24 protein-coding genes are annotated in these 25,275 nt (G+C 39.0%); 14 read left to right on the top strand and 10 right to left on the bottom strand.

Going from position 1 to position 25,275, the window contains the following annotated elements:
- Positions 1-92: 92 nt before the first annotated feature.
- From aroA to gyrA, 3 genes are all read right to left on the bottom strand, one after another.
- Positions 93-1,376 (bottom strand): 3-phosphoshikimate 1-carboxyvinyltransferase, encoded by a 1,284-nt coding sequence (gene aroA, locus ACNKW3_RS00510; RefSeq protein WP_427397324.1) that lies wholly within the window; start codon positions 1,374-1,376, stop codon positions 93-95.
- The gene (serC, locus tag ACNKW3_RS00515) at positions 1,376-2,461 is read right to left on the bottom strand and encodes a 3-phosphoserine/phosphohydroxythreonine transaminase (RefSeq protein WP_427397325.1); all 1,086 of its coding nucleotides are present in this window, start codon (positions 2,459-2,461) and stop codon (positions 1,376-1,378) included. Before serC ends, aroA begins: the two co-directional genes overlap by 1 nt.
- A 102-nt stretch (positions 2,462-2,563) precedes the next feature.
- Positions 2,564-5,203 carry a DNA topoisomerase (ATP-hydrolyzing) subunit A gene (gene gyrA / locus ACNKW3_RS00520; protein WP_427397326.1) on the bottom strand — a complete coding sequence of 880 codons (2,640 nt, stop codon included), beginning with the start codon at positions 5,201-5,203 and terminating at the stop codon, positions 2,564-2,566.
- 256 nt (positions 5,204-5,459) lie between these two features.
- On the opposite strand from gyrA, the gene ubiG reads away from it, so the two are divergent.
- From ubiG to yfaE, 4 genes are all read left to right on the top strand, one after another.
- Positions 5,460-6,170, top strand: coding sequence for a bifunctional 2-polyprenyl-6-hydroxyphenol methylase/3-demethylubiquinol 3-O-methyltransferase UbiG (gene ubiG / locus ACNKW3_RS00525; protein ID WP_427397327.1), 711 nt, complete (start codon positions 5,460-5,462; stop codon positions 6,168-6,170).
- A 372-nt stretch (positions 6,171-6,542) separates the two neighbouring features.
- Positions 6,543-8,864, top strand: a complete 2,322-nt coding sequence (gene nrdA, locus ACNKW3_RS00530) for a class 1a ribonucleoside-diphosphate reductase subunit alpha (RefSeq protein WP_427397328.1) — start codon at positions 6,543-6,545, stop codon at positions 8,862-8,864.
- An 18-nt stretch (positions 8,865-8,882) separates the two neighbouring features.
- On the top strand, positions 8,883-10,013 hold the full coding sequence (nrdB, locus tag ACNKW3_RS00535) for a class Ia ribonucleoside-diphosphate reductase subunit beta (protein WP_427397329.1): 1,131 nt from the start codon (positions 8,883-8,885) through the stop codon (positions 10,011-10,013).
- Between the two features lie 5 nt (positions 10,014-10,018).
- On the top strand, positions 10,019-10,291 hold the full coding sequence (gene yfaE, locus ACNKW3_RS00540; RefSeq protein WP_427397330.1) for a class I ribonucleotide reductase maintenance protein YfaE: 273 nt from the start codon (positions 10,019-10,021) through the stop codon (positions 10,289-10,291).
- 59 nt (positions 10,292-10,350) lie between these two features.
- Here yfaE and purC read toward each other — a convergent pair whose 3' ends face one another.
- Genes purC through dapA form a run of 3 tightly spaced genes read right to left on the bottom strand, consistent with a single transcriptional unit; the run spans position 10,351 to position 13,075 of the window.
- Positions 10,351-11,073, bottom strand: a complete 723-nt coding sequence (purC, locus tag ACNKW3_RS00545; protein ID WP_427397331.1) for a phosphoribosylaminoimidazolesuccinocarboxamide synthase — start codon at positions 11,071-11,073, stop codon at positions 10,351-10,353.
- A gap of 15 nt (positions 11,074-11,088) precedes the next feature.
- A complete protein-coding gene (gene bamC, locus ACNKW3_RS00550) occupies positions 11,089-12,192 on the bottom strand; it encodes an outer membrane protein assembly factor BamC (protein WP_427397332.1) in 1,104 nt (367 codons plus the stop codon).
- Between the two features lie 4 nt (positions 12,193-12,196).
- Positions 12,197-13,075 carry a 4-hydroxy-tetrahydrodipicolinate synthase gene (gene dapA / locus ACNKW3_RS00555; RefSeq protein WP_427397333.1) on the bottom strand — a complete coding sequence of 293 codons (879 nt, stop codon included), beginning with the start codon at positions 13,073-13,075 and terminating at the stop codon, positions 12,197-12,199.
- Positions 13,076-13,224: 149 nt separating this feature from the next.
- Between dapA and ACNKW3_RS00560 the strand changes: the two genes are divergently transcribed.
- Positions 13,225-13,779, top strand: coding sequence for a glycine cleavage system protein R (locus tag ACNKW3_RS00560; RefSeq protein ID WP_427397334.1), 555 nt, complete (start codon positions 13,225-13,227; stop codon positions 13,777-13,779).
- Complete coding sequence (gene bcp, locus ACNKW3_RS00565; protein ID WP_427397335.1) at positions 13,757-14,218, top strand: thioredoxin-dependent thiol peroxidase; 462 nt, start codon at positions 13,757-13,759, stop codon at positions 14,216-14,218. Before ACNKW3_RS00560 ends, bcp begins: the two co-directional genes overlap by 23 nt.
- A gap of 54 nt (positions 14,219-14,272) precedes the next feature.
- On the opposite strand, the gene ACNKW3_RS00570 is transcribed toward bcp, so the two are convergent.
- Positions 14,273-15,340: an AI-2E family transporter gene (locus tag ACNKW3_RS00570; protein ID WP_427397336.1), complete on the bottom strand. Its 1,068-nt coding sequence runs from the start codon at positions 15,338-15,340 to the stop codon at positions 14,273-14,275.
- Between the two features lie 157 nt (positions 15,341-15,497).
- On the opposite strand from ACNKW3_RS00570, the gene ACNKW3_RS00575 reads away from it, so the two are divergent.
- Positions 15,498-16,961 carry a M48 family metalloprotease gene (locus ACNKW3_RS00575; RefSeq protein WP_427397337.1) on the top strand — a complete coding sequence of 488 codons (1,464 nt, stop codon included), beginning with the start codon at positions 15,498-15,500 and terminating at the stop codon, positions 16,959-16,961.
- Here the strand turns inward: ACNKW3_RS00575 and ACNKW3_RS00580 are convergent.
- Complete coding sequence (locus ACNKW3_RS00580; protein ID WP_427397338.1) at positions 16,939-17,424, bottom strand: TlpA family protein disulfide reductase; 486 nt, start codon at positions 17,422-17,424, stop codon at positions 16,939-16,941. The two genes, ACNKW3_RS00575 and ACNKW3_RS00580, sit on opposite strands and share 23 nt — an antisense overlap.
- Positions 17,425-17,457: 33 nt before the next feature.
- Between ACNKW3_RS00580 and arsC the strand changes: the two genes are divergently transcribed.
- The 4 genes from arsC to ACNKW3_RS00600 are packed head-to-tail and all read left to right on the top strand — an operon-like array spanning position 17,458 to position 20,763.
- Complete coding sequence (gene arsC, locus ACNKW3_RS00585) at positions 17,458-17,823, top strand: arsenate reductase (glutaredoxin) (RefSeq protein ID WP_427397339.1); 366 nt, start codon at positions 17,458-17,460, stop codon at positions 17,821-17,823.
- Positions 17,823-18,413, top strand: a complete 591-nt coding sequence (wrbA, locus tag ACNKW3_RS00590; protein WP_427397340.1) for an NAD(P)H:quinone oxidoreductase — start codon at positions 17,823-17,825, stop codon at positions 18,411-18,413. The genes arsC and wrbA overlap by 1 nt, the downstream gene beginning before the upstream one ends.
- Positions 18,410-18,841, top strand: a complete 432-nt coding sequence (locus ACNKW3_RS00595) for a DUF2069 domain-containing protein (protein WP_427397341.1) — start codon at positions 18,410-18,412, stop codon at positions 18,839-18,841. The genes wrbA and ACNKW3_RS00595 overlap by 4 nt, the downstream gene beginning before the upstream one ends.
- A gap of 2 nt (positions 18,842-18,843) precedes the next feature.
- A complete protein-coding gene (locus tag ACNKW3_RS00600; protein WP_427397342.1) occupies positions 18,844-20,763 on the top strand; it encodes a hypothetical protein in 1,920 nt (639 codons plus the stop codon).
- On the opposite strand, the gene hda is transcribed toward ACNKW3_RS00600, so the two are convergent.
- Both hda and ACNKW3_RS00610 read right to left on the bottom strand, forming a co-directional pair.
- Positions 20,753-21,442 (bottom strand): DnaA regulatory inactivator Hda, encoded by a 690-nt coding sequence (gene hda / locus ACNKW3_RS00605; RefSeq protein ID WP_427397701.1) that lies wholly within the window; start codon positions 21,440-21,442, stop codon positions 20,753-20,755. The genes ACNKW3_RS00600 and hda overlap by 11 nt on opposite strands.
- Before the next feature lie 10 nt (positions 21,443-21,452).
- Complete coding sequence (locus ACNKW3_RS00610; RefSeq protein WP_427397343.1) at positions 21,453-22,697, bottom strand: DUF2066 domain-containing protein; 1,245 nt, start codon at positions 22,695-22,697, stop codon at positions 21,453-21,455.
- 146 nt (positions 22,698-22,843) lie between these two features.
- Here ACNKW3_RS00610 and purM point away from each other — a divergent pair, with 146 nt between their 5' ends.
- Genes purM through ACNKW3_RS00625 form a run of 3 tightly spaced genes read left to right on the top strand, consistent with a single transcriptional unit; the run spans position 22,844 to position 25,222 of the window.
- A complete protein-coding gene (gene purM, locus ACNKW3_RS00615) occupies positions 22,844-23,881 on the top strand; it encodes a phosphoribosylformylglycinamidine cyclo-ligase (protein ID WP_427397344.1) in 1,038 nt (345 codons plus the stop codon).
- Positions 23,881-24,552: a phosphoribosylglycinamide formyltransferase gene (gene purN / locus ACNKW3_RS00620; RefSeq protein WP_427397345.1), complete on the top strand. Its 672-nt coding sequence runs from the start codon at positions 23,881-23,883 to the stop codon at positions 24,550-24,552. Before purM ends, purN begins: the two co-directional genes overlap by 1 nt.
- Positions 24,518-25,222, top strand: coding sequence for a DUF3108 domain-containing protein (locus ACNKW3_RS00625; protein WP_427397346.1), 705 nt, complete (start codon positions 24,518-24,520; stop codon positions 25,220-25,222). The genes purN and ACNKW3_RS00625 overlap by 35 nt, the downstream gene beginning before the upstream one ends.
- Positions 25,223-25,275 lie beyond the last annotated feature (53 nt).

Below are 25,275 nucleotides of genomic sequence, written 5' to 3' on the forward strand. Positions count from 1 at the left end.
ATATAGTTAAGTCGCGGCGGCATTATACTGCCCTAGTTTTTTAACGCAATGTTAAAAAGCGAATACATTAGTATGTATTCGCCCTAAGAAGGTTAATGAGAGATGCTGGCTAACTCTGAGAAGTAATTAGGGAAGGTTTTAGCTGTACACTTGGGATCGTTAATAACCACCCCTGCTGATTCATCTAAAGCAACTAGAGAAAAACACATAGCCATTCGATGATCATTGTAGGTGTCTATTTCAGCCGTTAATATTTTTTCTGGAGGTGTGATACAAATATAATCTTCGCCCTCTTCTACTTTTGCACCGACTTTGCGAAGCTCAGTAGCCATGGCTGACAATCTATCCGTTTCTTTTACTCGCCAGTTATAAATGTTTCTTATACAGGTTTGTCCATCAGCAAATAATGCCGTTGTTGCTATGGTCATGGCTGCATCAGGAATATGGTTCAGATCTAAATCAACACCTTTTAACTGTCCTGAGGTTACTGAGATGGCATAATCCTGCCATTCTACCTTGGCTCCCATGGCTTCTAATACATCAGCAAACTTTTTATCACCTTGTACTGAGGCTTTACCTACGCCGTGAACAGTCACCTTACCACCTTTAATAGCGGCTGCAGCCAGAAAGTAAGATGCAGAAGATGCATCGCCTTCTACCACAAACTCTGTAGGCGCTACATAAGACTGCTCAGCGGTAATTGTAAATTTAGAATAATCTTCATTCACCACATTTACGCCGAATTTTGCCATAGCATCTAACGTAATATCGATGTAAGGTTTTGAAACCAAGTTGCCTTTAATAAAAATGGTAATATCCCTTTGTAATAAAGGCGCAGCCATCAATAAAGCGGTTAAAAACTGGCTAGATACGCTGCCATCAACGGTAAATTGGTCGGTTTTAATATCTGCTTTTTGAATAGAAATAGGTGGATAATTTTCATTTTTTAAATATGAAATTTGCGCACCAGCTTCAATCAAGGCGTTTGCTAAATCCCCAATAGGACGTTCTTCCATTCGCGGTTCGCCCGTTAAAACAACATCTACATCGCTAAAAGCTAAGGCAGCACACAAAGGGCGCATTGCAGTTCCTGCATTGCCTAAAAATAGCTCTGTTTTTTGCGAATAAGAAAACTTACCACCCAACCCTTTAACTAAACATTCAGTGTTCTGGTTTCTTAATTCAAATTCAACACCCAGTTTATTTAACGCATTAAGCATATGGCGGATATCATCACTGTCGAGTAAGTTAGTTACCCTTGTCGTACCTTTTGCCAGTGCTGCTAATAACAACGCTCGGTTACTTAAACTCTTTGACCCTGGCAATCTTATTTCACCGTCAACCGATGAAATAGGCTGTAACGTTAACTGCTCCATTACCCATTAACCCTTTCAAACTCGTGCATAAATTCAACTAATTTCTGAACACCCTCTAATGGCATAGCATTATAGATACTCGCACGCATGCCGCCGACAAATCTATGCCCTTTTAATGCATGCAAGCCAGCTTCGTTGGATTGTTTTAAAAACAACTCGTCTAATTGGCTATCTGCTAACTGAAAGGTTACATTCATTTTAGAACGGTTTTCCGGATGCACTTGATTACTGTAAAAATCAGAAGCATCAATGGCTGAATATAAGGTTTCTGCTTTTTGAATATTCACTTTCTCTAATGCATCAACGCCGCCTTGCTCTAGCAACCATTCAAATACTAAACCTGCTAAATACCAGCTAAAAGTGGGTGGAGTGTTATACATGCTGCCATTTGAGGCTTGTTTTTGATAATCAAAAATTGCCGGCGTATCTTTTCTCGCTAATCCGATAAGATCTTTACGCACAATAACCACTGTTAATCCAGATGGACCTATATTCTTTTGGGCTCCAGCATAGATAATACCGAATTTATTCACATCTATATTCTTGCTCAGAATATTCGACGACATATCAGCAACTAAGGGGACATCCCCTGTTTCTGGAATCCAATTAATTTCGATACCGTCTACAGTTTCGTTCGAACAGTAGTGGAAGTAAGCAGCTTTGGGATCAATTTCCCATTCAGATTGATGAGGTACATAAAACAAGTCGTTTTCTTTTCTGACTTTAGCAACGACCTGTGTTTGCATGTATTTTTCAGCTTCTGTAACAGCTATTTGCGACCATTGTCCGGATAACAAATATTGAGCTAGATCGCCGCGTTGAGCCAAATTTAATGGCACTGAAAAAAACTGCCCGCGTCCGCCGCCTTGTAGAAATAGAACTTCATAGTCGTCGTTAATGTGCATCAGTTTTCGCAGATCTTGTTCTGCCTTTTCTGCACAAGCCATAAAAGCTTTTCCGCGGTGACTAACTTCCATGACGGACGTGCCTAAACCATTCCAATCAAGGAGTTCAGCTTGTGCTTTTTGTAACACGGCTTTAGGGAGAGTGGCTGGGCCAGCACTAAAATTGTAAATATTTTGCATAGGTTTCTCATGCGACCATCTTTCATGGTCTGTAGTACTATTAAACAATAAGCGGCTAAAGTTGCCGCTTATCACCTATTTCCGTCGTTTTACTAATTAATTTTATTCTTCGTTTGGTGATTCACTGTCGTTTTCAGAAGCAGTGCTATCTGTTGCTTCGGTAGTCGCATTTTCTGACGTTTGCTCATCGTCTTCAGAAATGTCTATACCATCATCAACCACTTCTTCTATTCGTTGAATGCCAACAAGTTTTTCATTTTCACCTGTACGTATTAAGCGCACGCCTTGGGTATTTCGACCAACCAAAGACACCTCTGATACTCGTGTTCGAACCAGAGTTGCTTGGTCTGAAATTAGCATAATCTCATCCGTATCTAACACTTGTACCGCACCGACTACAGCGCCATTTCTTTCAGAAACTTTGATTGAGACAACACCCTTGGTCGCACGACTTTTCGCTGGATATTCTTCAATAGGCGTACGCTTACCAAAGCCATTTTCTGTTGCCGTTAGTATATTACCTTCAGCTTTAGGAATAATAAGAGATACAACCTTTTCATTGTCCATAAGCTTAATACCACGGACACCCGTTGCCGTTCTACCCATAGGTCTTACTTGTTGCTCAGCAAACCGCACCACTTTACCCGCATCTGAAAACAGCATTATTTCACTGTTACCATCTGTTAGGTCGACACCAATTAATTCATCACCTTCAGTCAAATTCACTGCGATAATACCGTTCGCACGTGGTCGTGAATATTGGGTAAGCTCAGTTTTCTTAACTGTACCTTGTTGAGTTGCCATCAATACAAAATAACCTGGTTCGAATGACTTAATTGGCAAGATAGCAGTAATGCGTTCCCCATCTTCTAATGGCAAGATATTCACTATTGGACGTCCGCGCGCATTTCTGCTGGCAAGCGGCAGTAGATATACCTTCAACCAATATAAGCGTCCACGTGTTGAGAAGCACAATATATGGTCATGAGTATTGGCTACTAACAAGCGCTCGATGAAATCTTCATCTTTCATCTTGGTTGCAGATTTACCTTTACCACCACGACGCTGAGCTTCGTAGTCTGAAAGTTTTTGATACTTAACGTAACCTTCCCTTGATAAGGTCACTACTACTTCTTCTCTTTCGATTAGATCTTCGAGGTCGATGTCATGAGATGCAGCAGTAATTTCTGTGCGTCTTTCATCTCCGAATTCATCGCGAATAGCAACTAGTTCTTCGGTGATTACTTCCATCAAACGTACCGCACTGCCAAGAATTTCTAATAATTCAGCAATGAGTTCGATAAGTCCGCGATATTCTTCAAGGATCTTATCGTGCTCTAGACCGGTTAATTTATTTAATCTTAGATCAAGGATAGCTTGTGCTTGTTCTTCGGTTAAATAATATTGCCCATCTCGAATACCATATTCTGCTGATAACCAGTCAGGACGAGCTGCGTCATTACCGGCTCTTTCAAGCATTTCAGCTACATCGCCTAATTCCCAAGGACGTGAGATCAATGACTTTTTAGCATCCGCTGGGCTTTGACTTTGCTTAATCAGTTCAATTACAGGGTCAATATTAACAAGCGCAATAGCAAGACCTTCTAAAATGTGTGCTCGGTCTCTTGCTTTGCGAAGTTCGAATACTGTTCGGCGAGTCACAACTTCTCGTCGATGCAGTATGAAAGATTCTAATACTTCTTTTAAATTAAAGACTTTAGGTTGGTTCTTTTCTAGAGCAACCATGTTGATACCAAACACGCTTTGTAACTGCGTATTTGCGTATAAATGATTGAGTAACACCTCAGCTGATTCGCTTCGTTTTACTTCAATTACGATGCGCATCCCGTCTTTATCAGACTCGTCGCGAAGTGCAGATATACCCTCTACTTTTTTCTCTTTAACTAGCTCAGCAATTTTTTCAATTAAACGCGCTTTGTTAACCTGATAAGGGATTTCGTTGATGATAATGGTCTCTTTACCATTTTCTTCTTGTTCGATTTCCGCTCGGGCTCTTAGGTAAATCTTACCTCGACCGGTTTTATAAGCATCTATGATACCTTGACGACCGCTAATAATAGCCGCAGTAGGAAAATCTGGACCTGGAATGTGCTCAATCAGTTCTTCAATGGTGATATCAGGGTTTTCGATAACGGCGATACATCCATTGATAACTTCAGTAAGGTTATGTGGCGGAATATTGGTCGCCATACCAACGGCGATTCCAGAAGATCCATTTACTAGCAAGTTAGGAACTTTTGTTGGGAGCACATCTGGAATTGATTCTGTGCCGTCGTAGTTGGGTACAAAATCTACTGTTTCTTTTTCTAAGTCAGCTAAAAGTTCAGACGCTATTTTAGCCATACGAACTTCGGTGTAACGCATTGCTGCTGCTGAGTCACCGTCAACTGAACCGAAGTTCCCTTGCCCGTCTACCAACATATATCTAAGTGAAAACGGCTGGGCCATCCTAACGATAGTGTCGTAAACCGCAGAGTCACCATGAGGGTGATACTTACCAATTACGTCACCAACAACACGCGCAGACTTTTTATAAGGCTTGTTGTAGTCGTTTTTGAGCTCGTTCATGGCGAATAGAACACGGCGATGTACCGGTTTTAAGCCATCTCTCACATCAGGTAAGGCTCTACCTACGATTACGCTCATTGCGTAATCGAGGTAACTGTTTTTTAATTCTTCTTCAATATTTATAGGGGAAATGTCTTTGGCATTGTCAGTCATAAACTGCATGGTCCTTGTTTATGTAAACAGTCTTTTTCTGAGTATATCCATCATCAAAATGGAGCTTTCTCTTACTTTAACTGGTACTTTGTTATTATCACCTTTTATTAACATCTGATAGTACCACAAAACTTTCGAAATTTGATAAATAAAAGTGTAATGAATTCGTATTTATGTATAAAAAGTGCAATAATACCAAGGTGTTGACCTAAGATCTTAGGTTGTTTATTTTTCAACCATTTTTATGAAATAACATATGTCTACTACAACTAACATCGACGTTGAAGAACTCGCGAAATTTTCTGAACTGGCCGCTTACTGGTGGGATCAAGAAGGTGCGTTTAAATCACTACACGACATCAACCCGTTAAGAGTTGATTATATCGAATCACAAGTTGGTGGTTTATTTGGCAAGGAAGTTTTAGATATAGGTTGCGGTGGTGGCATTTTAGCAGAAGCTCTAGCGTTAAAAGGTGCATCAGTCACAGGCATAGATATGGTAGAAGCTTCTTTAGAAGTAGCCAAACTACATAAATTAGAATCTGGCGTACAAGTTAAGTATTTGCTTACCACAGCAGAAGAGTTTGCTGCGGATAATAGTAACAAGTTTGACGTGGTTTGCTGTTTAGAAATGCTTGAACATGTCCCCGACCCTTCTTCTATTGTTAAGGCTGCAAGTCAATTAGTGAAACCAGGCGGACAGGTTATATTTTCCACCATTAATAGAAATCCCAAATCATGGGCGTTGGCCATAGTGGCAGCCGAATATATTTTAGGCTTAGTCCCCAAAGGAACTCATGATCATAAAAAGTTCATAAAACCATCGGAACTTGTTGGTATGATTGAGTCAACGGATTTAGTTGTTAACGACATGATAGGTCTACATGCCAATCCTCTGTTAAATAACTATTATTTATCGAAATCTAACATCGATGTTAATTATTTCGTAAGTACAGAAAAAGTCTGATTTATCCAAGACAATTTGCACGCATAAAAAACATACTGAATGTTGTAATTTTATCCATTCTACTAATCACATTTTGGACTAAAAAAGTAATTTTTTGTGCTTAAAAATTAGAGAAAAAAACTTGCAACGGTAGTAAGGCTATTTAATTGTGAGTTATCGGGTTAGCTATTACTAACCAAATTATTCCATTCTAAAAAAATCAACTAACCACTACATATTGTGGTTGCAAACCATTTCAAGACTCATTATCTTGTGTCTGACTACTTACTAAGAATTAACAACGTTGTATCTCCTTAATTCTTCAGTGCGCTTACACATTAGTAAGTAGATCCGACGTATTCGGAATAACATTACAACAAGAGCATAAGAATAATGAACAACAATCTTTTGGTTACTAAAAGAGACGGCCAACAAGAGCCGATTGATCTAGATAAAATCCATAAAGTAGTTACTTGGGCCGCAAAGGGCTTGAACAACGTTTCCGTATCCCAAGTAGAAATCAAAGCTCAAATCCAATTTTACAATGGTATTAAAACAGCAGAGATACACGAAACCTTAATCAAATCAGCGGCAGACTTAATCTCTACAGATGCGCCTGATTATCAATATCTTGCTGCGAGATTAGCCATATTTCACCTGCGTAAAAAAGCGTATGGGCAGTTTGAACCCCCTACGTTATTTCAGCACGTTACTAAGATGGTTGATTTACAAAAATACGATTCACATTTGCTAGAAGACTATAGTGAAGCAGAATTTAATCAAATGGATGAATTCCTCGACCATTGTCGTGATATGAACTTCAGTTATGCTGCTGTTAAGCAGTTAGAAGGTAAATATTTAGTACAGAATCGAGTCACAGGCGAAATTTACGAATCAGCGCAATTTTTATACGTGTTAGTTGCCGCCTGCTTGTTTGCCAAGTATCCAGCAGAAACGAGAATGGATTACATCCGCCGTTTCTACAATGCAGCATCCACTTTTAAGTTGAGTTTACCTACGCCAATCATGGCAGGTGTTAGAACGCCAACCAGACAGTTTAGTTCTTGCGTATTGATTGAAACCGGTGACAGCCTTGATTCTATAAATGCCACCGCTAGTGCCATTGTGAAATATGTGAGCCAGCGAGCAGGCATTGGTATTAACGCAGGCAGAATTAGAGCTTTAGGTAGCCCAATTCGTGGTGGTGAAGCCTTCCATACGGGTTGTATTCCTTTTTATAAGTATTTTCAAACTGCTGTTAAAAGCTGCTCTCAAGGCGGTGTTCGTGGCGGTGCAGCAACCCTGTTCTACCCACTTTGGCATCTCGAAGTAGAAAACTTATTGGTGTTAAAAAACAACCGTGGTGTTGAGGAAAACCGTGTTCGCCATCTAGATTACGGTGTGCAATGTAACAAGCTTATGTACACTCGTATGATTAAAGACGGTTACATCACACTGTTCAGTCCATCTGATGTACCTGGTTTGTATGACGCATTCTTCCAAGATCAGGAAAAGTTTGAAGAGCTGTATGTAAAATACGAAAACGATGACAGTATTCGTAAGAAGCGTATTAAAGCAATCGAACTTTTTGGTTTATTCATGCAAGAACGAGCAAGTACGGGCCGTATTTACCTGCAGAATGTTGACCATTGTAACACCCATAGCCCATTCAACCCGAAAGTGGCACCTGTTAGACAAAGTAATCTTTGCTTAGAAATTGCATTACCAACAAAACCATTACGCAATGTTGATGATCCTGAAGGTGAAATTGCTCTTTGCACACTTTCTGCTTTCAACTTAGGTGCAATCAAAAGCCTAGATGACTTTGAAGAACTTGCGGATTTATCAGTTCGAGCACTTGATAGCTTGTTAGACTATCAAGATTACCCTGTACCAGCAGCCTACAATGCAACTATGGGCCGTCGCACATTGGGTATTGGTGTTATTAACTTTGCTTATTACTTAGCTAAAAACGGCGTTAAATACTCCGATTTCAGCGCTAATAGCTTAGTACATAAAACATTTGAAGCTATTCAATATTATTTGTTAAAAGCATCAAATAATCTTGCAAAAGAAAAAGGTGCTTGTCCTAAATTTAATGAAACCACCTATGCTCAAGGCCTTTTACCAATAGATACCTATAAAAAAGACCTTGATAATATCTGTAATGAAGAATTGCATTATGACTGGGAAGCGCTGCGTAAAGATATTTTAGAGCACGGCCTTCGTAACAGTACATTATCTGCCTTAATGCCATCTGAAACTTCATCACAAATATCTAATGCCACTAATGGTATTGAACCACCAAGAGGCCACATTAGTATTAAAGCAAGTAAAGACGGTGTACTTAAACAAGTTGTTCCAGAATATGAAAATCTTAAAGATAAGTACGAGTTACTTTGGGATATTCCTTCTAACGATGGATATTTGCAACTTGTCGCGATTATGCAGAAGTTTATTGATCAGACAATATCGGCCAACACCAGTTATGACCCTGGTAAGTACGACAACAATAAAGTACCAATGAAGGTATTATTGAAAGACTTGCTTACTACTTATAAATTAGGTGTTAAAACACTTTATTATCACAATACACGTGATGGGGCTTCTGATAAATCTGATGCCGAATTGGCTGCAGCAAATGCGAAACCAGAAGTACAAACTGAAATCATTGAAGACGACGACGGTTGTGCCGGCGGCGCTTGTAAAATTTAGCTTTAGGGCAGTAGCAAAATGAAATATACCACTTTTAATCAGCAACCCGTTGATACTATGCAAGAGCATATGTTCTTTGGTAAGCCGGTGAATGTAGCTAGGTATGACCAGCAACGCCACCCTATCTTCGAAAAGTTAATTGAAAAACAAATTTCGTTTTTCTGGCGACCAGAAGAAGTTGATGTAAGCAAAGATAGGGTTGATTTTTTGAAATTAACGGACGCTGAAAAACATATTTTCAGCTCCAACTTAAAATATCAAACCCTTTTGGATTCTGTTCAAGGTAGAAGCCCAAATATTGCGTTTTTGCCTATTATTTCGCTCCCTGAGTTAGAAACCTGGGTAGAAACCTGGTCGTTTTTTGAAACTATACATTCACGTTCATACACACACATTTTGCGCAATTTATTCAACGACCCAAGCGCCGTTTTTGATGATATTGTTGTCAATGAAGAAATTAAAAAGCGTGCAACTGATATTTCCAAATATTATGACGATTTAATTTTTTACACTCAGTTATATCAAACCCGTGGTGAAGGCGTGTATGACGTAGATGGATATACCCATGAGGTTAGCATTCGTAACTTAAAGAAAAAGCTGTTTTTGTGTATGAATTCAGTGAACGCTTTGGAAGCGATACGTTTTTATGTTTCTTTTGCTTGTACCTTTGCCTTTGCAGAACGTGAATTAATGGAAGGTAATTCTAAAATAATTCGCCTTATCGCTCGGGATGAAAATATTCATTTAACCTCCACTCAGCACATTTTGAATCTTTGGGCCAAAGGAAAAGATGATCCCGAAATGGCAGAAATTTCAAAAGAACTTGAACAGGAAGCCAAAGATATTTTCATGTTAGCAGTGCAACAAGAAAAAGAATGGGCAAGTTACTTATTCAAAGACGGTTCTATGCTTGGCTTGAACGAAGAAATTCTTTGCCAATATGTTGAATATATTGCTAACCAGCGCATGGCGGCAATAGGTTTAGGCCAACCTTATGAATCTAAAAGTAACCCGCTTCCATGGATGAATAACTATTTATCTTCCGATAATGTACAAGTAGCTCCTCAAGAAACAGAAATTAGCAGCTACTTAGTTGGTCAGATAGATAGCGAAGTAGGTTCAGAAGACTTTGAAGAATTCGAGCTATAAAATAAGTGTTTGTAAAAGATAAGCAACCAACGCAGGTGTGTGTCAATTCACACACCTGTTTTTCGTTTAAAAACGAAGAAAATCTTCTTATTGCAATGGAAAAACAAAATATTGATGTTCATTTTCATTGTCGAGAGGGGTTTTGTGGTGCTTGCAGAACTAAACTTGTGTCAGGAGAGATAGAGTACATAATTGATCCTCTCGCTTTTATTGATGACGATGAAGTCTTAGTCTGTTGCTGTATTCCAAAATCAGATGTTGAATTGAAAACTTATTAAAAAAGGCTGTTATAAACAGCCTTTTTTGTATTACTTGCCTCAGATTTAGCATTCACTCGTTAAAGCGACAAGCCTATCCGTTCAGCTACTTCAATGTATGATTCAACTACTGAACCTAAGCCTTGTCTAAATCTATCTTTATCTAATTTCTTTTTCGTTTCCGCGTCCCATAGACGGCAGCCATCTGGGGTAAACTCATCACCCAACACAATGCTTCCATCTGCAAAAACACCAAACTCTAACTTGTAATCAACCAGCAACATTCCGCCAGATTTAAACAATGGTGAAAGCACATTATTAACTTCAAATGTAAGTGCCTTCATTTGATCAATTTGCGCCTGAGTTGCCCAGTTGAAGGCAATAGCATGACTTTCATTGACCATGGGATCGTGCAATGCATCATTTTTAAAAAAGAATTCAAAAGTAGGTGGTGATAAAACAGTCCCCTCTTCTACTCCTAGACGCCTACAGAGTGAACCAGCAGCATAGTTTCTCACTACACATTCTAACGGAATCATTTTTAACTTTTTAACTAATGATTCTGTATCAGATAACAAGCTTTCTACCTGGGTTTTGATCCCCGCAGCTTCTAACTTTTGCATAATGAAATGATTAAACTTATTATTCACTTCACCTTTGCGATCCAACTGCTCAATTTTTTCACCGTCAAATGCCGAAGTATCATTTCTGAATTCGAGGATTAGTTTGTCATCTTGATCAGTTGTGTAAACAGTTTTAGCCTTACCGCGGTATAACTCACTGACTTTATTTACATTTTGCATTAATGCTTTCCCGAATTAAATATCTAAATCATTAGCCGCCATGTATTCTGAAAATACTGCGTACACTGATTGTGCTAGTTCTTCAGAAAATGCGTTATTATCAGAATCTTTGAAAGTTACTATGGTTTTGTTATCAGAAGATTCGACTGAAAGTCTGTAGTCATCTTCTTCTAAATCCAATTCATCACTGCCGAAAAAGCTTGAAAACCAAGATTCATCCGGCCCATTGTATTTGACGAACATTATGCCTGAGGATTGATCCAAATCGACCACATCAAAATTCATTTTACGTAATACTAGCTGTAATCTAGGCCAAGCATTAGCATATTCAGCGTCAATAACATAAATGGGTTCACCGTCTTCACTTACTTTAAATTCAGAAGCAAAGCCTTCTCTAATTAAATTAATACGCTGATTTCGTTCTAAACGAATTCCAAAATCGTATTCTGCAATTATATAGTTTAAGAAGTTGACTTCATCATTACGGGTATCTAAAGGATCTCTATTTACTAAAATTGAATTACCTTTTTCATCTAAATACTCGACTAATTCAGATTTTAACGCTGCTGTTCTCCCATGAGGCGCCATTTCTAGACTTAGTTTGAAGCGTTTAGCGTGCTCAATATATTCATCTGAAATACTGTACCAGCTACTTTCAATTTCTTTCTTATCAACTACCCAATCAGTAATAAGGGTGTTGTTTTCCTTATCAAACTCTTCCACGCCAATTTGATTAAGCTCTAAATACGCGAGTACAGTGTCCCAAATAGTTTTATCTAAAGATTCATTATCATTGATTTGATCGAATAATACCTTAGCGTCTCTACTTCCCTCTTCTACGTGAGAACCAGCAACTAGAGGAATCACTAAGCGAGGAGACTGTACACTTACTTCCGGACCGATCAATGGTTTTCCTGAAGCACTACTTTCGAGTGTAGGTATAGCATATTGAGTGCTGCTTTCGGGTGCATCGAGTTCTTGAGGAACTTCTAATGTACTTTGAAGTGATTTTTCAAGGTAATCAAATTCACCTGAAGCCTGTTTTCTTGATTGCGATGTTGAACACGCGCTAAGCGCTGACATAGTCAATAAGACTACTAGGACCTTGTGGTTTTGCATTTTATTATATTAATCCTAATTTCGATAATCTTTGTTCGATTACATTTTGCGTAGATAGTTCAGGTTGAACCATAGGTAATCGTAATACTGGTGATGACATCAAGCCCATTTTATATAATGCCCACTTAGGAACAACTGGGTTTGGCTCAATAAACAAATCATGATGTAAGCCAGCTATTTCGTCATCCACAGCCTTGGCTTTATCAAACTCACCCGCTAGAGATAACTTACACATAGTTGCCATTTTATCAGGTACAATGTTTGCCGTCACTGAAATAACGCCATCGCCACCTTGGCACATAAAGCTGCAACCTGTAGCATCATCACCACTTAACAATAAGAAGTCTTTGCCTAGAGCTGCCCTTTCTTCATGTAAACGAGCCAAATTACCAGTAGCATCCTTGAGCCCAACAATATTTTGATGCTTAGCTAAACTTACAACGGTTTCTGTTTTCATATCTGCAACCGTTCTTCCTGGTACATTATACAACAGTAAAGGTAAGTCTGTGGCATCAGCAATTGCATTAAAGTGTGCAATCATTCCAGTTTGTTGAGGCTTATTATAATAAGGGACAACGCTCAAAAATCCGGCTATAGGCAAATGCTCCATCTGCTTAGATAGATAAATTGCTTCATCTGTAGCATTGGCACCATTACCCGCTAAAACAGGCACAGCTCCGGCTGTGTAGTCAGTAATTTGTTTAACAACATCTATGTGCTCTTCCATCGGAAGCGTAGCAGACTCGCCGGTAGTACCAACGGCAACTATCCCATCGGTTCCATTTTCGATATGAAACTCTACAAGTTTTTGTAAACTAGCGTTGTCGATTGTCCCGTCTTCAAGCATTGGCGTGACGAGCGCAACATAACTACCTTTAAACATAGATACTCCCAAATTGTTATGGCGCAATAGTAGTGTTCTAAATTCACAAAAACAAGCATAAAGAATGCTATTTAGTGATAACATATTAAATTATCGACTTTCACCAGATGAATACTGCAGTTTCACCCAGAAGTTAGGATCATTTTTGTATGCAGCAAGAACTCATTATTAACGTATTAGGCACACATAAACTGAACGTGTTGAGTGTTATTGCCAGTTGTATTAATGACAATCATTGTAATATTTTAGATTCTCGGCACGCAATTTATGGAGAAGATTTTTCCATCAGCTTAATAGTCAATGGTGAAGGTTCAAGTATTAATCGCTTAGAAGTAGCTGTGTCAAAATTATGCATGGACCACCAGTTGCTTTGTATGATGAAGCGCACCAAGGGACACGTTAGCCAAAATTTAGAAAAGATGATTTTGTTAAAATTTTCAGGGCAGGATGCCGCTGGAGTTATTCAAAAAGTCACGCACCTTATGACAAAAAATAATGTATCAATCAGTGCATTACGCCAAAAAACGGAACAAAAGGCGCAAAACACTACATTGCAATGTAAAATGGTTTTGTCTGCACCATCTGATCTAGATCTCATTGTTTTCGATACTAAGGTCAAAGATTTACTGAACAGTCTGGGATTGTCCGGACAAATTAGCCATCAAATTACAAAGGAAGACAATGAATACATTGAAAGCTGGTGATAAAGCGCCCGCATTTACCCTAAATGATCAAACTGGCCAGCCGGTTAGCCTATCGGATTTTTCAGGTAAAAAAGTACTGGTTTATTTTTATCCAAAAGCGATGACGCCTGGATGTACAGTGCAAGCACAAGGTCTACGAGACATAGCAGCTGAATTAGACGCTAAAAATACTGTTGTACTCGGCATAAGTCCAGATGCGGTAAAACGATTAGAAAAATTCTATGAAAAAGAATCACTTAATTTTTCATTACTATCGGATGAAGACCATGCTGTAGCTGACGCTTTTGGTGTCTGGGGACTCAAGAAATTTATGGGCAAAGAATACGATGGAATTCATCGTATAAGTTTTCTAATCGATGAAAACGGCACCATCGAAACTGTATTTAACAAGTTTAAAACCAAAGAGCATCATCAAGTGGTGTTAGAAGCGCTAGCCTAGCCAAATTGTTGAAGTAAGTGCACTGTCAACTTTAATGAAAGTGCACTTGTTATTTTACGCTTGAGAGGTATAAATTTCAGGGGAAGACCATGCTGTGATCAGTGCCTTGACCAAGGTTGCCAAAGGAATTGCAAAGAAAACGCCCCAAAACCCCCATAGCCCACCAAAAAGCAAGACCGCAATAATTATATAGAGAGGATGTAAACTTACCGCTTCTGAAAATAAAAGAGGTACCAATAAATTTCCATCTAATGCTTGAATAACCAAATACACTACCATCAACCAACCAAATTCAGCGCTTAGGCCGAATTGAAATAAGCCCACAATGGCAACAGGAACAGTCACTGCGGCTGCGCCAATAAAGGGTATCAGCACAGATAATCCAACCAAGACCCCAAGTAGCACAGCAAATCTTAATTCCAATATTGAAAAAGCAATAGTCGTTACTGTACCGACAATGAGAATTTCAATGACCTTACCTCTGATATAATTTGCAATCTGAGTATTCATTTCTTCACCCACTTGGGTTATTAATCTGCGCTCTTTAGGAAGTATGCGGCTAATCCCATCAACGAAGGTTTGCTTATCACTCAGCATGAAAAAAACCATCAAGGGGACAAGTATCATATAAATAAACAGCGCCGCAACAGTCCCTAAAGAACTGAAAGATACCGACACTATAGTTTCTCCAAAATCTACTAGCTTTTCATTAATTCCAGCCATTGCGGAATTAATGTAGGAAACTTCAATAGTATTGGGATATTTTTCTGGCAAGCTGGCTATCCACTGTTGAGCAGAGTCCCATATCACTGGGATCTCCTTAGCGAGATTAACACTTTGCTTTGAAATAACAGGTAATAAACTCACTGTGGTAATGAAGCATATAAAGAAAAACACTACGATTACAAAGGTCGTTGACAATACCCTACCAACCCCTAAATTTTGCAACTTAGTTACCGGAACGTCCAATAAATATGCAATCACAACTGCTACCAAAACTGGCATCAGAATATTTCCCAATAAATACATCATGAGCGCACTGAACAGTATCAATAGAAGCAACATTAATGCATTAGGATCTGAGAACTTTCTTTTATACCAATCGCCTAACACGGTAAACATTAATTATAAAACCCTGTATGATAAAATTTCGTATAACCTATTCTAAGCTATTTTTTTGTATCCGGACCAAACTTATTGGTTATATTTTGAAACTAATTGATAGCTTCCTATGTCTTTAATATATAAAACAATGATAATGCGCTTTTTGGAATTCTTGATGTCAAAGCCACTTTTCAAAATATGGACTGGTACAATTTTGAGCTTACTGGCATTTGCTAGCTTGGCACAAATTAGTCACAACAATAAAAATCAGCTACCAGAAATTGGTGTAGTGGCCTCTGATGCTCTCACTATTGATAAAGAAAAAATCCTTGGCGATGCCATTATGCGTCAACTTCGAGGTCAGGCGCCCTTACTGAATGATCCAGTGTTGCAAGAATACATCCAAGACATTGGAAACCGGCTTGTGGTCAATGCCGATAATACTCGCTTCCCGTTTACTTTTTTCATAATTAATAATCCAGTATTAAATGCATTTGCTTTTTACGGCGGGCACATAGGCGTACATTCTGGTTTAATTACAAAAGCAGAATCAGAAAGTGAGTTAGCATCCGTATTATCTCACGAGATAGCCCACGTTACGCAAAGACATTTAGCGCGCAGAGCGCAATCCCAGCAAAGAAGTGGTCCATTACAAATTGCTACCTTAATCGGCAGCATCTTAGTTGCCTTGGCAGATGCAGAAGCAGGAATGGCAGCTATTTCAGCGTCAATGGCGGGAAATCAACAAGCACAGATTAACTTCACTCGTCAGAATGAACAAGAAGCCGACAATATTGGCATAAATATTTTGTATCGTGCTGGCTTTGACCCAGAGGGTGCCCCGGCGTTTTTTGGTCGATTGGCCGAACAAAATAGAGGTAGTTCAAACGAATTAGCATTCTTGAGAACTCACCCTCTGCCTAATGACCGAGTCGCAGAAACGGTTACCCGTGCACGCGCTTATGGCAAGCGGAATCTTCCACCTAGTCTCCCTTTCCTATTAGCAAGAGCGAGAATTGATGCACGTTATTTGCTAAACCCAGACTACGCCATCGCTCGCTATCAACAACAGGTAAAATCAAATACAGGGGTTTATTTATCAGCCGCTCAATATGGTTTAGCCATTGCCTTATTTGAAGACGAGCAATATACAGCTTCTGAAACTTTAGTCACAACACTGCTATCTCAGGATAGCGAAAATCTATTTTATTTAGATTTATTGACTGATATTTATCTAAAACAAAACAATCCAACGAAATCAATAAACTTGCTTACGCCATTATGGCAATTTAAACCTCAAAATCGAGTATTGGCGCTTAATCTAGCGAACGCGCATTTGGAGGCTGAAAATTACGGTACTAGCATTCAAATTTTACGAGACCTACTTTTGGTCCACGAAAATGACATTGTTGCTTATCAACTGTTAAATGATGCTTACCAAAGAACGCAAAATAAAAAAGATGCGCATATTACACAAGCGCAAATTTATTCGCTTATTTCAGCTTATCCTCTGGCAATCAATGAATTGCAGTTTGCCTATAATTTTGCTGAAGGTGATGTGTTAGAGCGCCAGAGAATTAAAGGCCTGATAGAGAAAATGAGGATGGCTCAAGAGTCTATTCAGCGTTTGAGTATATAGCTTTATCTTGATTGATACTGTCAATCAAGGATTGCGCCGTCTGTTCTCCAAATAATTTGCCGGCGACACTCCCATCGGGTCTAATGACAAAGGTGGCGGGCAAGTATTGGGGCTTTTCAAACGGAAAAGCTGTTTTGACTTCGGCAACTAGCGGAAATGCCATATTATATTTTTGTTTAATGCTAGACAGTTTTTGTTCGCTAAGAGTATCGTAACTTACTGCAAAAAGGTGCACGTCAGATTGCTTTTGGTTTTGAAATAAAACTAATTCAGGTACCTCTTTTAAACAAGGCGCGCACCATTCTGCAAAGTAATTTACAATGACATAATCGCCTGTAAAGTCATCGAACGAATATTTTTTATTATCTAATGTACGAAAATCGTACGCTTGAGTTGAATATATGAAAAATCCCGTAGATAAGGCTACAATTCCAACAAAAAATAAAAGAGCACGCGACTTCATGTTATTTAACCCCTTTTTCCAGTGGAGAAAATAATGCCTAAATTCACACTGTTACACAACCCAAGATGTTCGAAAAGCAGACAAGCCTTACAAATTGTCGAAGAGAAAAATCATCCTTTAGAGGTGATCGAGTATTTAAAATCGCCATTAACTGAGGCTCAATTAAACGTTCTTTACACTACCTTAGGCGTTGATACGGCTCTGGAAATGATACGTCCTAAAGAAAAAGAATTTATTGAGGCTAAACTCTCCAAAAGCTCGTCTGATGAAGAAGTAATTGCAGCTGTTGCTAAATTTCCTAAATTACTCGAGCGTCCTATTTTAATAAAAGGTAGTCTCGACAAAATAGAAGATGCCATAATAGGTAGACCACCAGAAAACGTACTGGATCTGTTTTAATGACAAATATTTTGGTGTTATATTTTAGCCGTCATGGTGGTACTCAAACGCTGGCATTAGAAATCGCCAAAGGTATTGAATCAACAGGCGCTAGTGCAAATATTCGAACAGTACCTAAAGTATCTTCCGAAATCGAAAAAGTCGCCAGTGAAATACCTAGCGAAGGGTTTCCTTATGTAAGTAAACAAGATTTAGTTACCTGTGATGGTTTAGCTTTAGGCTGCCCAACGCATTTTGGTAACATGCCAGCGGCCATGAAGTACTTTTGGGATAGTACCAGCGACCTTTGGATGAAAGGTGCCTTGGTTGATAAACCCGCTTGTGTTTTTACTAGCACTTCGAGTATGCATGGTGGTCAAGAAAGCACGCTATTGAGTATGATGTTGCCGTTATTTCATCATGGGATGTGTTTAATTGGCCTTCCCTATTCACTTCCAGAATTACATGAAACTCGCACTGGTGGTTCGCCTTACGGTGTTTCTCATCTTGCTAATGATACTGGTAAACTATCAAACGACGAGCAGAAACTAGCGTTTGCTATGGGCAAACGACTGTCTGAGTGGGCATCAAAAAATGGAGTAACAAAATGACCCCTATGTCTGACAAAGTTAAAAGGTTTAGATGGTTAGCTTTAACTTCTCATTTTTTACTTTTACTCTGGATGAGTATTTGGTATTACCTTTTAGATGCTGGTAACGACTACAGTGCTGGATTCATTTTTGTTTTGTTTATTCTGCCTTTACTTTTACCTCTAAAAGGCATAATAGCTGCAAAGCCCTACACTCATGCATGGGCCTGCTTTATCGTGTTATGGTATTTTTTACACGCAATTACCACCTTGTATGCTGAACCGGAGCAAAGACTTTGGGCCACAATAGAGTTAATTTTAGCAAGTGCCATGTTTGCTGGTTGCAGCTTGTTTGCTAGACATCGAGGTCAAGAGTTAGGAACCGGCCTACAAAAATTGAGTAAAGTCATGAAGGACGAAAAAGCCTATTTCGAGCGTAAAGGTAACTAAAAATGCGAATATTATTTGTTTTTATTGGTCTTTTAATGCTTTCTGCATGCGGTGGATCAGGAAACACAGATAATAATCCGCAACCGGCCCCTACACCGCCGTCAATTGGGGAAATTTCTCCGCTTTTCGTGAGTAACGGCATTCAGGTCTATGGACAGCAAGACGCAGTAATTGGCGAGACCGTGGGATTTGTTTTAATAGACGAAAATAACCAAAATTTTTCTGTAGATTGGACCCAAATTTCGGGACCAACATTGGATATTCTAGCAAATAATTCTAAAACTATAGGTGTCACACCGTCGCAAGCAGGAAATTATTTGTTCAGGGCCAATATCCAGAGAAGCAATGCAAGTCTAGCTATTGACATCAATTTTACCGTTTCCAATCAAAGCAGCGCTTCTGCTAGCGTTATGCTAGACCATGCAGTGACAGAATTAGGCAATGTCAGCTTGCACGTTCACAACGCGGAAAATCTTCAATTACAGAGTATTGAATGGACGCAATTGGCAGGACCGCTTATAAGTGAACTTACAGAACAAGACGATTTTTTGTTTTTTGAAGCGCCAGAAGTTACAGAGGACACTTTGCTCGTATTTGAAATGTCAGCTACCTATAATAATGGATCTCAGGCTTCTGATCTGGTTTTTGTTTTAATTCAAAATACCAATTTCGATAGAAATGGTCTGTTTTATAGTAATGGTTACTTTGTTACTCAAGATATGCATGCTTACAATTCCGACAGCCCGCATAAACAAGCACTTGAATCCTGCGTTTATAATAATCAAATTCCGGCAACGCCAACATGCACCTTTGCTGATTTACCGCTCATTGGTACACAAACTACAACCCCCACAGTGGAGGATATACTTGATCGTACATTAGTTTCCCATGACTGGATGGGTGACAGATTTCGTCAATATTTAGAAGGATCTGTTGCTGGTCAAGACATGTTAAACCTTCTCAGAGGCGTGACAGCAATTGTTATCTCTTATGATGTTAGACCATCATTTTATTGGAGTGCAACCGGCGCTATCTACTTAGATGCAAATAATTTTTGGATGTCAGCTTCAGAAAGAGACACCTTAAATGATCAACCTGACTATCGCAGTGACTTTGGAAGTGATCTGCAATTTTCAATATTTTGGCGCTATGTAAAAAATAACGCATATTACCCACTCAATGTATACCCTAAGAACAACCGAGGACCTCGGACTTTTTATGATTTAGAGGCCAGCATTTCTTGGCTGATGTATCACGAGCTAGCCCATGCCAATGACTTTTTTCCTCCCAACAGTTGGAGCAACATGGACCCTAGCACCACGCCATTAGCCTATTTTCGCGCAAATGGCACTAATTCCGATATCTTAAATGACCAGTACCCGTTAACTTCCAGTGAAATGCATGCTCTTGCAGACGTTAGGTTTGGAGGTGAGTCGGCGACCAATCAACAAAGGAATTATACCGCAGCAAATGTGCGTGACTTTTTTGAACCTGACATAGCACCATCATTTTATGCTTATTACACAGAAAGAGAGGATTTCGCGACCCTTTTTGAACGTTTTATTATGTTACATCGATTAGGTGCCGCAGCAGATTTAGGTATTTTAGCGAATCAAAACAATAATAATTACCAAGTTACTTGGGGGCAGCGAAACCGTATTAGTCATCCAAGTTTGGCTGCGCGCACTATATTTGCAGTTGAAAAAGTCTACCCAGAATTGGGAGATGTGACCTCACTCTTGAACAACCTACCTTCCCCAAAAGCATTCTCATTCGGTAGTCCATGGTTTGAAACCTTACAACTTGATCAAACATCAAATGGGTTTGAGTTCAATGAAATGCCTCTGGATGAACGAAAGATGCGGTTGTTGCAACAGCAAAATTATCCCCATCATGGTATCCAGTTAAAGATTAAAGACTAAGGGTTTGCTTAACAAAAGGTATGGTGAGCTTTCGCTGATCTTGTAAAGACGCTTTGTCTAATTGCTCGATTGCATCAACAAGAGAGTTCATGTCTCTGGCGTGCCTTTTGAGCAGGTAATTGACAACATCATCGGATATTTCTAGGCCTTTATTTTTTACCAACAATTTTACTGTTTTTGCTTTTTCAGGTTCACTTAGTTCCTGCACCATGAATGTAGTCCCCCAAGTAAGTCGAGATGCCAAGTCTGGAAGGGAAAACTGACTAGAAGCTACGCTTGTACTAGATGAAAAAATAAGGGTCTTATTACCTAATTCACGACATTTATTTATAAAATCAAAAACACCGACTTCCCAATTTCTATGACCTGCAATTGCATCAACGTTATCCATGCAGATTAAATTACAAGAAATAGCCATTTCGAGCACTTCGGGAGGAAAGTTTAAAAGTTCAGCAAAATCTATATATTGGTTACTTATTTTATGCTTTTCAGCTAACGCGCAGGTCGCCAGCAACAAATGGGTTTTCCCAAGACCATGACTACCATGAATAAAAAGCATTTGGTTATTAATGCCCTTATGAATAGTTGCTAGTTCTTTCAAAGAAGACACTAGGTGAGCATTATCTCCCATAATAAAGGTTTCAAATCGACGTTCAGTTAAGGGGGATACAGGTAACACTAATTGCAATTTAACGATTCCAGAAAAAAGAGATTGTTTGTAGATCGTTTTCTTGAGAAAGATCTCTTGTTAGGCGTTGGTCAATTTCAATCAGCGTCAGAAATTTATCTAATTGATCTACCATGTCAATTTCAAAAATTGCTTTATCAACATTCTGTTGCTTTAAATGCGCCGAACGGACTATTGGCATGGACGAAAATATCTCTTGAACTTCATGTAAAGACTGAAGCGATTTGATATTACTAATTTGAATAATAATGCGTTGGCTTTCTTGAGTGTCAGTGCCAACCACTGCGAATTGTCTGGCCAGTTTGTCTGCAAATTTATGTATTAATTCGGCAGTAACTTCATTTTCAGTGGTCCCGTAAATTCGTCCGACATCGGTTTTAGTATCTTCAATGATGGCATAATTTAAAAATAGACTGGCACCCTCTGGAATTTCAATTTCTTTTATTGCTGCCGTGTTTTCTTCTATCGCATTATCAGATTCTGTGTCTTCAATTGAGTCGAAGGTTTCATCAAGTTGTTCAATTTGATTTTGTACTTCATCAATGACTTCTATTTCTTCAGGATCAATTGGTTGCTCTGCAGAAGCTGTTTGGTTAAGGGCATCCAAGTCAACTTCTGACAGGTCATCTCGTATAGGATTTATTGAAGCACTAATAATAAAGTCTGCGTTATATCTAAAAGACTGAGATTTAATCTTATTAATATTTTGCGTCCAAATATCAAATGCATCTAGAGCCAAGGTGTCTTCTAAATCACCTATCGGCAAATATATTTCAACTCCCCTACTTTGCGCCGTGTTTTTAATAGTATTAGCTAGGCCTTTGCCTGAATTTTGTGAAACCGATTCAATATTCTTATTAATATTACTGGCTAGCCATATAACAGCATTTGGTCTTAATTCGGACCAAACTGGCAGACCAGAGACTTTGAGCAGTTGAATTATTTTTTCCTGATTAAATCTAGCTTCAAAAAACGCGAAATCTTGCTCTTGTCCATACCGGCTAGTAATTAAATATTGTTCGTAATTTTTGATGGCACGCTTAATCACGTCAGCCTCGACAATATTTCTATCCCCTGATATTTTAACAAATACCTGCGATAAAGCAGCTTGACCTAGAGTGACTTGGCGTCCGCGATTTTGCTCAGTAATCTCCACTCTCGCTGTATTTACGCGGACTTGAGCAAATACATTAGAAATTACAAACAATAAAGAGGCAATGAGTACAAGCTTTTCAATCAATCGCACGCTTTTTATTTCTCCTTTTCATACACCTATACATTTTCAGTTATTTTTAACTAATTTGCACCCCAAATTTTAACGCTAAGTTTAGGTGTCAATTTTCTTTGCTTACTGGTAAAATTTCGCCGCATTTTTGTTAGGGGAAAAAGTTAGTGACTGAAAATAAGACATCATTAAGTTATAAAGATGCGGGCGTCGATATTGACGCTGGCAATCAGTTAGTTGACAAGATTAAATCTGTCACTAAACGAACTCATCGCCCCGAGGTTCGGGGGAATCTTGGTGGGTTTGGCGCTTTGTGCGCATTACCTGAAAAATACAAAAAACCTTTGCTTGTATCTGGCACTGACGGTGTGGGTACTAAATTGCGATTAGCTATGGACATGGAGCAACACGCAGGTATTGGCATTGACCTTGTAGCCATGTGTGTAAACGACCTCATAGTTCAAGGTGCAGAGCCTTTATTTTTCTTAGACTATTACGCCACTGGAAAATTAGATGTAGACAAAGCAGTTGAAGTGGTAAGTGGAATTGGTAAAGGCTGTGAAATGTCTAATTGTGCATTAATTGGTGGGGAAACCGCTGAAATGCCTGGCATGTATCATGGCAGCGATTATGACGTAGCAGGTTTCTGTGTTGGTGTGGTTGAATCCGATGAAGTTATCGACGGTTCGAACGTTTCCGTTGGCAATAAAATTATTGCTTTAGGATCGTCGGGACCACACTCTAACGGCTATTCGTTAATTCGAAAAATTATTGAAGTTGCCAAGGTTGATCTAGAAGCAGATTTAGAAGGCAAACCGGTAAAAGAACACTTATTAGAACCTACACGCATTTACGTGAAGAGCGTTCTAGCACTATTAGAATCACACAAAGTCAATGCCATTTCACATATTACAGGTGGCGGATTCTGGGAAAATATTCCTCGTGTATTACCCGAGCATTTATGTGCGCAAATTGACAAAACATCTTGGCAATGGCCAGCTATTTTCAGCTTACTACAGGATGCTGGTAATGTGACTACTCATGAAATGTATCGCACTTTTAACTGTGGTGTGGGCATGGTGTTGTTAGTCGATCAAGATATAGCTGATAGCTGTGTAGATATACTTAGTTCCCTTGGCGAAAAGGCATGGATTATAGGTTCTGTAGTAGAAAACACTGACAACAAACAGGTTACTATAGATTAATGTCTAAAAAGAAAGTTGTCCTGTTAATTTCAGGTAATGGCAGCAATGCTCAAGCGATTATAGATGCTTGTGCTGAAGGTAAAATAAACGCGGACGTTGTTGCTGTCATTTCGAATAAACCAGATGCTTTTGGTCTTGAAAGAGCCGAGTCAGCGAATATACCCGCAATCTTAATTGATCATAAGACATTTAATGATAGACAGGCTTTTGATCAAGCATTAAAAGATAAAATCCTTTCTTACTCACCTGATCTTGTAGTATTAGCGGGCTTTATGCGCATTTTAACCGCAGACTTTGTAAATGCATTTAACGGCAAAATGCTGAATATACATCCCTCTTTATTACCCAAATACCCTGGCCTTCATACCCATAAAAGAGCCCTAGAAAATGGCGATCAATATCACGGCGTCAGCGTGCATTTTGTGACCGATGAACTTGATGGCGGTCCAATTGTCTTACAATCTCGTATTGAGGTACTATCAAACGACACTGAGACATCCTTGGCGCAAAGAGTTGCGCAAAATGAATGGATTATTTACCCTCTCGTTGTCTCTTGGTTTTGTGCCGAAAGATTAAAGATGCAAGAAAATAGCGCATTATTAGACAACAAGAAGCTGTCAAAGACTGGATTACAATATGAAGATTTCGATAATACTGAGTTTAGTACTTAGTTTTCTAATAGTAGCAGTACAGGCTAACGCAGACGAAAATAGAGAATTAAAAACATTCTCGGCTAAGTACACTGCTTATCACGATGAAGACGATGTAGGTCAAGCAAGCTTGAATTTATTCAAAATTGCTGAGGATACTTACAAAGTCGTCTATGACTCTAAAGTATCAAAATTTTTCTTATCAGATAAACGTCACGAAGAAAGCGTTTTTCAGGTGGAAGGCGATAAGTTAATTCCGCAAACTTATGAATATTTACGCACAGGCACTGGCAGAAACAAAAGTTTGTCAGTCAGTTTTGATGCAGAAAGACAAAAAATATTTATTGATGACAAAGAAACCTATGACTGGCAAGGTGAATTAGATAATCAATTGTTTAGAATTGACCTATCTACTCAGTTAGCAAACAAAGTTACCGACCTTAGATACGATTTTATCAACTATCGCGGCGAAAAACGATTTTATGACCTGCAAGTGCTCGACACTGAGACGTTACAATTACCTTATGGTCAAATCGAAGCCACCAAGGTACGCATCAATCGTGAAACCAATAAACGCCTCACCTACGCTTGGTTTGCCCCTTCTCTGGGCTACACCTTAGTTCGACTTCAACAGTTTAAAGAAGGCAAAGAACAGGGCGACATTCAACTTTCTGAATTTTATACAAACTAAATTTCATCCCTAACGTAAATATTTTAGGTGAAAATTAAAGCTTCATTTTTCAC

Source organism: Glaciecola sp. 1036 (assembly GCF_050306235.1).
Taxonomy (GTDB): Bacteria; Pseudomonadota; Gammaproteobacteria; order Enterobacterales; family Alteromonadaceae; genus Glaciecola.

Coding starts and splice junctions, on each gene's coding strand:
- ACNKW3_RS00580 (WP_427397338.1), bottom strand. CDS start 17,424: ATGAAGTCGCGTGCTCTTTTATTTTTTGTTGGAATTGTAGCCTTATCT.
- bcp (WP_427397335.1), top strand. CDS start 13,757: ATGAATACATTGAAAGCTGGTGATAAAGCGCCCGCATTTACCCTAAAT.
- wrbA (WP_427397340.1), top strand. CDS start 17,823: ATGACAAATATTTTGGTGTTATATTTTAGCCGTCATGGTGGTACTCAA.
- ACNKW3_RS00570 (WP_427397336.1), bottom strand. CDS start 15,340: ATGTTTACCGTGTTAGGCGATTGGTATAAAAGAAAGTTCTCAGATCCT.
- ACNKW3_RS00575 (WP_427397337.1), top strand. CDS start 15,498: ATGTCAAAGCCACTTTTCAAAATATGGACTGGTACAATTTTGAGCTTA.
- aroA (WP_427397324.1), bottom strand. CDS start 1,376: ATGGAGCAGTTAACGTTACAGCCTATTTCATCGGTTGACGGTGAAATA.
- dapA (WP_427397333.1), bottom strand. CDS start 13,075: ATGTTTAAAGGTAGTTATGTTGCGCTCGTCACGCCAATGCTTGAAGAC.
- ACNKW3_RS00625 (WP_427397346.1), top strand. CDS start 24,518: ATGAAGATTTCGATAATACTGAGTTTAGTACTTAGTTTTCTAATAGTA.
- ACNKW3_RS00600 (WP_427397342.1), top strand. CDS start 18,844: ATGCGAATATTATTTGTTTTTATTGGTCTTTTAATGCTTTCTGCATGC.
- serC (WP_427397325.1), bottom strand. CDS start 2,461: ATGCAAAATATTTACAATTTTAGTGCTGGCCCAGCCACTCTCCCTAAA.
- ACNKW3_RS00560 (WP_427397334.1), top strand. CDS start 13,225: ATGCAGCAAGAACTCATTATTAACGTATTAGGCACACATAAACTGAAC.
- arsC (WP_427397339.1), top strand. CDS start 17,458: ATGCCTAAATTCACACTGTTACACAACCCAAGATGTTCGAAAAGCAGA.
- purN (WP_427397345.1), top strand. CDS start 23,881: ATGTCTAAAAAGAAAGTTGTCCTGTTAATTTCAGGTAATGGCAGCAAT.
- bamC (WP_427397332.1), bottom strand. CDS start 12,192: ATGCAAAACCACAAGGTCCTAGTAGTCTTATTGACTATGTCAGCGCTT.
- purC (WP_427397331.1), bottom strand. CDS start 11,073: ATGCAAAATGTAAATAAAGTCAGTGAGTTATACCGCGGTAAGGCTAAA.
- nrdA (WP_427397328.1), top strand. CDS start 6,543: ATGAACAACAATCTTTTGGTTACTAAAAGAGACGGCCAACAAGAGCCG.
- gyrA (WP_427397326.1), bottom strand. CDS start 5,203: ATGACTGACAATGCCAAAGACATTTCCCCTATAAATATTGAAGAAGAA.
- ACNKW3_RS00595 (WP_427397341.1), top strand. CDS start 18,410: ATGACCCCTATGTCTGACAAAGTTAAAAGGTTTAGATGGTTAGCTTTA.
- nrdB (WP_427397329.1), top strand. CDS start 8,883: ATGAAATATACCACTTTTAATCAGCAACCCGTTGATACTATGCAAGAG.
- ubiG (WP_427397327.1), top strand. CDS start 5,460: ATGTCTACTACAACTAACATCGACGTTGAAGAACTCGCGAAATTTTCT.